Source organism: Bradyrhizobium lablabi (genome assembly GCF_001440475.1).
Taxonomy (GTDB): Bacteria; Pseudomonadota; Alphaproteobacteria; order Rhizobiales; family Xanthobacteraceae; genus Bradyrhizobium; species Bradyrhizobium lablabi.
In genome coordinates this window covers 64,803-73,984 of sequence record NZ_LLYB01000135.1, presented here as the reverse complement: position 1 = coordinate 73,984, position 9,182 = coordinate 64,803, and the positions used below count along the sequence as shown (strand labels likewise).

Annotated in this window: 9 protein-coding genes; 6 read left to right on the top strand and 3 right to left on the bottom strand. The window is 63.4% G+C overall.

Annotation, left to right across the window (positions count from 1 at the left end):
* A partial coding sequence (locus tag CQ14_RS45115) for a hypothetical protein (RefSeq protein ID WP_199805749.1) occupies positions 1-334 on the top strand: 334 nt, incomplete at its 5' end.
* A gap of 97 nt (positions 335-431) precedes the next feature.
* Here the strand turns inward: CQ14_RS45115 and CQ14_RS41500 are convergent.
* From CQ14_RS41500 to parE, 3 genes are all read right to left on the bottom strand, one after another.
* Positions 432-1,217, bottom strand: coding sequence for an outer membrane protein (locus tag CQ14_RS41500; RefSeq protein WP_057863524.1), 786 nt, complete (start codon positions 1,215-1,217; stop codon positions 432-434).
* 182 nt (positions 1,218-1,399) lie between these two features.
* A complete protein-coding gene (locus CQ14_RS41495; RefSeq protein ID WP_057863523.1) occupies positions 1,400-2,176 on the bottom strand; it encodes an outer membrane protein in 777 nt (258 codons plus the stop codon).
* 229 nt (positions 2,177-2,405) lie between these two features.
* The gene (parE, locus tag CQ14_RS41490) at positions 2,406-4,460 is read right to left on the bottom strand and encodes a DNA topoisomerase IV subunit B (protein ID WP_057863522.1); all 2,055 of its coding nucleotides are present in this window, start codon (positions 4,458-4,460) and stop codon (positions 2,406-2,408) included.
* 226 nt (positions 4,461-4,686) lie between these two features.
* Here parE and CQ14_RS41485 point away from each other — a divergent pair, with 226 nt between their 5' ends.
* The 5 genes from CQ14_RS41485 to argC all read left to right on the top strand — a co-directional run bounded on the left by CQ14_RS41485 (position 4,687) and on the right by argC (position 9,146).
* Entirely contained in the window at positions 4,687-5,127 is a 441-nt protein-coding gene (locus tag CQ14_RS41485; RefSeq protein ID WP_057863532.1) for a PEGA domain-containing protein, read from the top strand.
* 185 nt (positions 5,128-5,312) lie between these two features.
* Positions 5,313-5,843: a DedA family protein gene (locus CQ14_RS41480; RefSeq protein WP_057863521.1), complete on the top strand. Its 531-nt coding sequence runs from the start codon at positions 5,313-5,315 to the stop codon at positions 5,841-5,843.
* 427 nt (positions 5,844-6,270) lie between these two features.
* Positions 6,271-7,260: an MBL fold metallo-hydrolase gene (locus tag CQ14_RS41475; protein WP_057863520.1), complete on the top strand. Its 990-nt coding sequence runs from the start codon at positions 6,271-6,273 to the stop codon at positions 7,258-7,260.
* 240 nt (positions 7,261-7,500) lie between these two features.
* A complete protein-coding gene (locus CQ14_RS41470) occupies positions 7,501-8,169 on the top strand; it encodes an FMN-binding negative transcriptional regulator (RefSeq protein WP_057863519.1) in 669 nt (222 codons plus the stop codon).
* On the top strand, positions 8,166-9,146 hold the full coding sequence (argC, locus tag CQ14_RS41465; protein WP_057863518.1) for an N-acetyl-gamma-glutamyl-phosphate reductase: 981 nt from the start codon (positions 8,166-8,168) through the stop codon (positions 9,144-9,146). The genes CQ14_RS41470 and argC overlap by 4 nt, the downstream gene beginning before the upstream one ends.
* Positions 9,147-9,182 lie beyond the last annotated feature (36 nt).

The following is a 9,182-nucleotide window of genomic DNA, read 5'->3' as shown; positions in this document are numbered from 1 at the left end:
CTGCCGCCGCTCGTGGCGCCTGCTCGCATCCGCCGCGCCCGGCGGGTTCGACGCCGAGGAAGCCGCGCGGCTCGAACTCGATTGGTGGCAGGCAAGGCGCGAGGCGGCGGGCTCGGCGCAGTACGGCCTGACGATCACCCGCGTGGCCGCCATCACCTACGGCAAGCCGGCCGACGATCCGTCGCTGGTGATGTCAGGCATTGGCCGCGCCGAGGCAATGGCATTTCGCGATGCGCGCGGGCAGGGGATGACGGATCCGAACTGGTCCGAGATCGAATTCCGCTTGCGGCGCGCGTACTGGTCGCTGAAGGCGGCGGTGGACGGCAATTCGTAATGCATGGGATGGGCTGGTGGGCTTGCGCCAGGCACAAAAAAGCCCCGGACGATGCCGGGGCTTTTGAGCTGCTATTTAGCAGAGATCAATACTTGGCTCAGTACTTGGCGACGACCGGGCCACCCCAGTTGAAGCGGTAAACGAGCTCGCTGCGAACGCTATGCTCGCGGAGTTTTTCGGTCATCTGGAAGGCGGTGGGGATGCCGGTGGCAGCGAAGCTGACAGCAACGTTAGCCCGATCGAACTCCGAATAACGATATTCGGTCTTCCAGAACAGGCCGGGCAGGAAGCTCAAAGCATACTCGTCGCCGGCGCCGATGAACCAGCCGCCCCGAGTGAACCCGGGCATGTTCCAGAACGGCCCCGGCCCAAAACCGAGCTGGCTAAAGGAGGTCCCCTTCCAATGGCCTTCCGTATAACCGGCCGAGAAATAGGTCAGCAATTGTGGCGTGATCACGTAGCCGACACGGCCACCCACCGCCCACTGGTAATCCTGCTTCTGCGATCCGACGCCCCTGATGAAATTAGTGCCGTCGAACCCGATGTCGCCCCGCACATCCATGAAGTCATAGTCGCCGAACACACCGATCACGAACCGATCGACTTGGTAGTCGCAGCCCGCTCCCACGGTGCCGAACCAGCCGCGGGCTCCGGTCGTCTCATTGAAAGTTCTCGGCAGACCGGTGGCCGCGACGATTTCGCTGTGGTCGTTGTTGCTGTAAGCGCCACCGCCGCCGGCGGCGATATAGCAGCCGGTCCAGCTGGCAACAGGGGCGGGAACCGCAGCCGGGGCCTTGGTGTAGGGACGGGCCGCGAGGTCAGCCGCAAAGGCCGATCCGGTCATCGCCACCACTGCGGTTAATGCGAACAGTACGTTTTTCATTCTCAAATTCCTTTACCCCAAGTGCGCGAGCACCGATTCCCAAAGCCCGATACCGTGATTATACGCAGTTCCGCCCAAAATGCTGTTGCGCGGGGAACACAGGTGGCCGAAAGGTGGCTTGCTCCAGGCACAAAAAAGCCCCGGACGATGCCGGGGCTTTTGAGCTGCTGATTTGGCAGAGATCAATACTTGGCGACGACCGGGCCACCCCAGTTGAAGCGGTAGACCAGCTCGCTGCGAATGCTGTGCTCGCGGAGTTTTTCGGTCATCTGGATGCCTGTCGGAAGGCCGGTGGCAGCGAGGTTGACGCCAACGTTGACCCGATCGAACTCCGAGTAACGATACTCGGTCTTCCAGAACAGGCCGGGCAGGAAGCCCAAGGCATACTCGTCACCGGCACCGATGAACCAGCCACCCCGAGTGAACCCGGGCATGCTCCACAACGGCGCTGCAGCACCGAGCTGGGTGAAGGAGGTCCCCTTCCAATGGCCTTCCGTATAACCGCCCGAGAAATAGGTCAGCAATTGCGGCGTGATCAGGTAACCGACGCGGCCACCGACAGCCCACTGATAATCCTGCTTCTGCGATCCAACGCCCCGCACAATGTTAACGCCATCGAACCCGATGTCGCCCCTCACATCCATGAAGTCGTAGTCGCCGAACACACCGACCACGAACCGGTCGAACTGGTAGTCGCAGCCCGCTCCCACGGTGCCGAACCAACCGCGTGCTCCGCTCGTCTCATTGAAGGATCGCGGAAGACCGGTGGCCGTGACGATTTCGTTGTGGTCGTTGTTGGTGTAAGCGCCGCCACCGCCAGCACCGATGTAGCAACCGGTCCAGCTGGCAACCGGGGCAGGAACCGCAGCCACGCGCGGAGCTTTGGCAGCCATGTCAGCCGCAAAGGCCGGGGCCGAGAAAGCCGCTGCGGCGGCCAGAGCGATTACCAATTTCTTCATTTTCAAATCCCTTACCCCAGTTGCGCCACCGCCTGAGCGGGGGTGCGCGAGCGCCGATTCCCAAAATCCAGTATCGTGACTATACGCAGTTCCGCCGAAATTGCTGTTGCGCGAGGAGCACAGGTGCCCGAAATCGGCGGTTGCGAAACCGCCTGGAAAACAGGCGCAAACCGGCGCCATCCGGCCATATTGGCCGGAAATCGCCCGAAAAGAGCCCGAAAGTGACGATTTAGACGTCCAGCAGGTCGTCGCTGGCGAATTCGGCTTTGTCGGAGATGAAGGCGAACCGCGCCTCGGCCTTGGTTCCCATCAGCCGCTCGACCGAATCGGCGGTGCCTTCGCGGTCGTCGGCCAAAAGCACCACGCGCAATAGCGTACGCCTGGCCGGATCCATGGTGGTTTCCTTGAGCTGGGCCGGCATCATCTCGCCCAAGCCTTTGAAGCGGCCGACTTCGACCTTGGCGTTGGCGTTGAACTCGCTCCTGAGAAGCTGATCCTTGTGTGCCTCGTCGCGTGCATAGACGGTCTTGCTGCCATGGGTGAGCCGGTAGAGCGGCGGCACCGCGAGGTAGAGGTGTCCCTCGTCGATCAACCTCGGCGTCTGGCGGTAGAAGAACGTGATCAGGAGCGAGGCGATATGCGCGCCGTCGACGTCGGCGTCGGTCATGATGATGATGCGCGAATAGCGCAGATCTTCCTCGCGGTAATGCGCAAGCGTGCCGCAGCCGATCGCCTGCATGAGATCGGCGAGCTGTGCGTTCGCAGTCAGCTTGTCCTTGCCGGCGGACGCGACGTTTAGGATTTTTCCGCGCAATGGAAGCACGGCCTGGGTCTTGCGGTCGCGCGCCTGTTTGGCGCTGCCGCCGGCCGAGTCGCCCTCGACGATGAACAGCTCGGAGCCGTCGGTTGCGGTGTTGGTGCAATCGGCGAGCTTGCCGGGCAGGCGGAGTTTCTTCACCGCGGTCTTGCGCGAGGTCTCCTTCTCGGCGCGGCGGCGCAGTCGCTCGTCGGCGCGCTCGATGACGAAATCCAGGAGCTTGTTGGCCTGCAGCGGATTGCCCGACAGCCAGTGATCGAACGGATCCTTGATCGCCTGTTCGACGATCTTCTGTGCCTCTGCGGTGGCGAGACGATCCTTGGTCTGGCCCTGGAATTCCGGTTCGCGCACGAACACGCTGAGCATCACGGCAGCACCCACCATGACGTCTTCCGATGTCACGGGCGCGGCGCGCTTGCCCTGGCCGATGCGCTCGGCGTGGTCTTTCAGGCCGCGCAGCATCGCGCTGCGCAGGCCGGATTCATGGGTGCCGCCGTCGGGCGTCGGCACAGTGTTGCAGTAGGAGGAGAGGAAGCCGTCGGCATCCGCGGTCCAGGCGACGGCCCATTCGCAGGCGCCGTGCGCGCCGTTGCGGCCTGATTTGCCGGAGAAGATGTCCGGGTGCACCAGCGTGTCGGCGTGGATCGCCGCGCCGAGATAATCCTTCAGGCCGCCTGGGAAGTGGAAGCTGTCCTCGGCGGGCACGTCCTCGATGCCCTTCAGCAGCGAAGGATCGCAGCGCCAGCGAATCTCGACGCCGCCGAACAGATACGCTTTCGAGCGCGTCATCTTGAACAGGCGCTGCGGCTTGAAGGCTGCCTTGGCGCCGAAGATGTCGGTATCCGGCTTGAAGCGGATGCGGGTGCCGCGGCGGTTGTTGATCTTGCCGAGGTCTTCGAGCTTGCCCTTGGGATGGCCGCGCTCGAAGCTCATGCGATAGAGTTTCTGGCTGCGCGCGACTTCGACCTCGAGCCGCGAGGAGAGGGCATTGACGACGGAGACGCCGACGCCGTGCAGGCCGCCCGAAGTCTCGTAGACCTTGGAGTCGAACTTGCCGCCCGAGTGCAGCGTGCACATGATGACTTCGAGCGCCGACTTCTTCGGAAACTTCGGATGCGGATCGACCGGGATGCCGCGGCCGTTGTCGGTGACCGTCAGGAATCCGTCGGCGCTCAGCTCGACCTCGATGAAGGAGGCGTGCCCCGCCAGCGCTTCGTCCATCGCGTTGTCGATGACTTCCGCGAACAGATGGTGCAGCGCCTTTTCGTCGGTGCCGCCGATATACATGCCGGGACGCCGGCGCACCGGCTCCAATCCCTCCAGCACCTCGATGTCGGCGGCGGTATAGCCGGCCTCGGCGCTGGTTCCGCGCGCGGCGGCCTTGGGCGCGGCCCGGCCCTTCGATTCCGCGCCGAAGAGGTCGTTGGCGGATTTGGGTTTTGCAGCTGATTTCAATGACTTGGACATGGCTCTTTAGGTGTTGCGCGCGATCTCGCGCGAGCGAATCGGTCTGCCTGACTATGCCACGGATGGGCTCAAAAGGTGACGGTGGGCAAGGTCGCGTCGCGGCTCTTAGGGCGGCAGCGCGGGACTTGCAAATAACTATATGGCAACGCCAGCGCGGGCGCGCCCTTGCATTCGCTTTTCGGTTGTCGGATTGTCCTGGCGGGCAGGGGGATCCGATCAAATGATTATCAGACTAGTGCTGGCCGTCGCGATCGCGGCGCCGTGTGTTGGGTGCGCCTCGGTGACACGGGGAACGACAGAAAACATTTCCATTTCGAGCACGCCGGCGGGCGCGACGGCCGAAATTACCGGTTTGGATATTCCAACGGCTTGCGTGACGCCATGCGTGGTTCAGGCCAAGCGCAACGCTGACATCACGGTGACGGTCAACAAGGAAGGCTATGAGCCGCAGACTATTCCGTTGACGAAGGAGATCCCGGGAGCCGGGGCAGCAGGCTTCGCCGGCAATGTTCTGCTCGGTGGCCTGGTCGGAATGGGCGTCGATGCCGCGACCGGCGCGGCGCTGGATCACAAGCCAAATCCGGTCATTGTGACCCTGCAACCGGTCGCACCGCCCCGCACGGCCAAGCCACGCCCGCCAAGACGACCGCCGCAGCCGCAGAGCTGATCGGTATTCCGAAACCCGAGGGCGGGTACGACATGGAACGCCCGGACAAAGAGATGAGCGGCCCTTAATCACAACCCGTGCCCGGCTTTGTGACTTGAAGTCACGCAAGCGGCTGGCTTAGCTGTCTTGAGCCTTGAATCGGAGGAGTTCAATGGCGCAAACGGGGCTGGGAAGGCACTCAAGACATGCAAGACTTTGCGCGCGCTCTGGCTGATTTCGTGCGCGACAATCAGGCCTGGGCCGCACCGATCGTCCTGCTGCTGGCATTCGGCGAATCGCTTGCCTTCGTTTCGCTGCTGGTGCCCGCCTGGGGCGCGCTGGTCGCGATCGGCGCGCTGATCGGCGTCAGCGGCATCAGCTTCTGGCCGGTCTGGCTCGCCGGCGGCATTGGGGCTGCGCTCGGCGACTGGGTCTCCTACTGGTTCGGCTACCGCTACAAGGAGCATGTCGCCGAGATGTGGCCGCTGTCGCGTTATCCCGAGATCCTGCCGCGCGGCGAAGCGTTCGTGAAAAAATGGGGCGTGCCCTCGATCTTCATCGGCCGCTTCTTCGGGCCGCTGCGCGCCTCGGTGCCGCTCGCCGCCGGCATTTTCGAAATGTCCTACTGGCCGTTCCAGATCGCCAATTTCGTCTCGGCGCTGATCTGGTCGGCCGCGTTGCTGCTGGTCGGCGACGTCATGGGCAAGCTCGCCGAATGGCTGTGGCGGGTGTGGTAGGGCAGGCAATTTTGCGGTGTTGGCGGATCAGCCGATATAACGGACGGCCGCAATAACTTTGAGCAACATGATCGCGTGTATCAGTTCGCTTGCCGCTGTTGCTGATTTCCTCGCTTTTCGATTTTGAAATCCTGGCGCTCAATAACAAGCGCCGGGGAAATTGCGCCCGCCACGTCGGATTATCCAGCCGGCGCGTTTGATGCGAACGGTTCTCATCTTATGTGCGGTTCGGCTGTAACTGGTGTGAGGATGGCGGAATAAGCGGATGGCGGGAGTGTTAGCCTCCACGATAGGTTCATCTTTGCGTTGGCGTTGCTTCGCTGTCGTCGCGCTATCTTAACGCGCTGGTAGAAGCAGCGGGCTACAGACCAAGGGTACGCAACAGAGGCCGCGCACCGGATCTATCGTCTCACTGGGAGGACATCATATGAAATTGACACGACGTCACATACTGGCCGGGTCTGCCGGGCTCGCCGCCGCGCCGCTATTGCCTGCCATGACTGCCAACGCCGCCGCGCCGATGGCCGACAAGCAGGCGCCGAGTTTCTATCGCTACAAGCTGGGTGACGTGCAGGTCACCGTTATTTCCGACGGCGTCAACACCTTCCCGCTCGGCGACAGCTTCGTTCTCAACGCGAAGAAGGACGAAGTCGCCGCGGCGCTCGAGAAGGCGTACATGCCGAAGGACAAGGTCAGCATCCAGTTCGGACCGCTGGTGATCAATTCCGGCGGCAAGCTGATCGTCCTCGACACCGGCAACGGCCCGGGCGCGTTTGCATCGAGCAAGGGCGCCGTCGGCCAGTTCGCCACCAACATGGCCGCCGCCGGCTTCGATCCGAAGAACGTCGACATGGTGGTGATCTCGCATTTCCATGGCGACCACATCAACGGCCTGCTCAATGCTGAGAACACGCTTGCGTTCCCGAACGCCGAAGTGCTGGTGCCGTCCGTCGAGTGGAAATACTTCATGGACGACGGCGAAATGGCTAAGCAGACCGGCGAGCGCATGCCGGGCGTGTTCAAGAACGCCCGCCGCGTGTTCGAGGCCGGGCTCAAGAAGAAGGTGACGCCCTATGAGTGGGGCAAGGAAGTCGCTCCCGGCCTGCTCGCGGTCGAGACCGCCGGTCACACGCCGGGCCACACCTCCTACGTGCTGTCCTCGGGCTCGGGCAAGGTGTTCGTCCAGTCCGATGTCACCAACATTCCCTACCTGTTTGCGGCCCATCCCGAATGGCACGCCTTCTTCGATCAGGACGCCGACATGGCCGAGAAGGCCCGCCGCAAGACCTACGACATGGTGGTGGCGGAGAAGCTTCAGGTGCAGGGCTTCCATTACCCGTTCCCGGGGCTTGGCAACGTCGAAAAGGACGGCAGCGGCTACCGGGTGATCCCGGCACCGTGGAATCCGGTGATCTGACGCCAGTCCTTGCCGGAATGGCAGTCATAACTTGACGTTTGGCGGGCGCGGCCTTATAGCCGCGCCCATGATCAACGCCTCGACCATCGCCATCGCTCGCCGCCGCCGCGCCATCGCGGTTCGGGCGGTCGTCTGCGTTTAAGATCATCGCCCCTGCCGCCGGATCCGGTCCCGCGGCTTCTTCCTTTTCCAGAAATCGCGGACTGAACTGGCGGCTCCTACGTCAAGCAGGAGTTTGAAATGTATACGCCACCACCGTTCAAGTCCGACCGCGCCGCGAGCCTCGCGTTCGCGGAAGCGCGCGGCTTTGGGCTGGCCTGCGCGTGGGATGGCGCAAAGCCGGTCGCCTCGTCGCTGCCGTTCTTTCTGACCTCGGCCAATGACGGCACGCCGCGCGCGGCGTTTCATGTCGCGCGTCACAATCCGCTGGTAAAGCTCGCCGACGGCGCCACATCCTGGCTGCTGGCCGTCAACGGCGCGGATGCCTATGTGTCGCCGGACTGGTACGTATCACCCGATCAGGTGCCGACCTGGCTCTATCAGGCGGTGCATCTGACCGGTCCGGTGCGGGCGATGTCCGACGACGAACTCGCCGCGCAGACCGAGGCGCTCAGCGCCAAGTTCGAAGCGCGGCTGCTGCCAAAGAAGCCGTGGCTGTCCTCGAAGATGACGGCCGGGCGGCTGGAGGCGATGAAGAAGGCGATCGTGGGTCTTGAGATGACGGTTGAAGAGGTTGAGGGCAGTTTTAAGCTGAACCAGCACAAGTCCGAGACTGACTATGTCGCGATTGCCGGGGCGCTTGGCATGCAGGCCGACGCCGGCGCGCAGGAGATTGCGCAGTTGATGAAAGAGGCGCGGCCGCAAGCCTTTGCCGACGAAACGAACCAGATCGAAAGGACCGTGCCATGACCCTCACCGACAGCCATCAGCCGAAGACCTCGGGCGCCGCGACCAAGCCCGCCGTGTTCGTGGACGGCGCATCCGGAACCACGGGCCTTGGCATTCAGGAGCGCCTGCGGCTGCAGAACGACGTCGTGGTGAAGAGCATTGCCGAAGACAAGCGCAAGGATGCCGGCGCCAAGCGGGCGCTGATGGAGGAGGTGGACCTCGTCATCCTCTGCCTGCCTGACGATGCGGCGAAGGAAACCGTAGCGCTGATCGACAGCATGGGCGCGTCGGCGCCCAAGGTGCTCGACGCCTCGACCGCATTTCGGGTCGCCAGCGACTGGACCTATGGTTTTCCGGAGCTCACCCCTGACCAGGCCGACAAGATCAAGGCGGCGCGAAAAGTCGCCAATCCCGGCTGCTATCCGACCGGTGGGATTGCGCTGCTGCGGCCGCTGGTCGATGCCGGGCTGTTGCAGGCGGATTATCCGGTGACGATCAACGCGGTCTCGGGCTATTCGGGTGGCGGCAAGACGATGATCGCCAGTTTCGAGGATGGCAGCGCGCCGTCCTTCGAATTGTATGGCCTCGGCTTCGAGCACAAGCATCTGCCGGAGACGCAGCTTTACTCCAAGCTGACGCGGCGGCCGATCTTCGTGCCGTCGGTCGGCAATTACCGGCAGGGCATGCTGGTCTCGGTGCCGCTGCATCTCGATACGCTGTCCGGCAAGCCTGGCGGAGCCGACCTGCACGCCGTACTGGCAAAGCGCTACGCCGGCAGCAGCTACGTCTCCGTCATGCCGCTGGAGAACGCGGCGACCAAGGGCGGGCGGCTTGAGCCCGAGGCGCTCAACGAGACCAACAAGCTCGAGCTCTATGTCTTCGCCAGCGAGAAGCATCGCCAGGCCGTGCTGGTCGCGCGGCTCGACAATCTCGGCAAGGGCGCCTCGGGCGCGGCGGTGCAGAACATGCGGCTGATGCTGGGCCTTGCTGAGCAGTAGCTGGTCCGGCGCCGCTCCTTCTTGAGTTCGGACGCG